The sequence below is a fragment of the Bergeyella anatis genome, from assembly GCF_036016955.1.
Classification (GTDB): Bacteria; Bacteroidota; Bacteroidia; order Flavobacteriales; family Weeksellaceae; genus JAYWXI01.
In genome coordinates this window covers 1-437 of record NZ_JAYWXI010000139.1, presented here as the reverse complement: position 1 = coordinate 437, position 437 = coordinate 1, and the positions used below count along the sequence as shown (strand labels likewise).

Genomic DNA, 437 nt, shown 5'->3' with positions numbered 1-437 from the left:
TTTTTTTTGCTCTAAATTTATGATTATTAAGGCATAGGCAAAATGTGCTAAAATGTGTTAAATTTCTATCTACCCATTGGTAAAACTTGGCGTTATCATCGCCTGAGTCTTCTGAACTTTGTCCCCAGATAAACGATAAAATCAGAAGAAATGAAACTAATCACTATTGAAGAAAACCAATGGCTGCAATTACGCCAAGAGATTCAATTTATTCGGGAGTATATTCAAAAGCAATCCCAGTCCATAGAAATTATTGACCAATTATGGCTCAATAACCACGAAGTATGCCAATACCTCCATTTAAGCGAAAAAACACTTTGGCGTATGCGACAGAACAATGAAATCACTTACTCTAAAGTTCACGGACAATACTTTTACACTCTGGGAAGTATCCGAAAACTTATGGAATTTAATGTAGTAAAAAGTACAGAGGATTA

At 34.3% G+C, this 437-nt stretch carries 1 protein-coding gene; it reads left to right on the top strand.

Going from position 1 to position 437, the window contains the following annotated elements; all coding sequences use genetic code 11:
• Nucleotides 1-150: 150 nt before the first annotated feature.
• The coding region (locus tag VQ048_RS12640; protein ID WP_327611983.1) for a helix-turn-helix domain-containing protein at nucleotides 151-437 on the top strand (287 nt) is incomplete at its 3' end.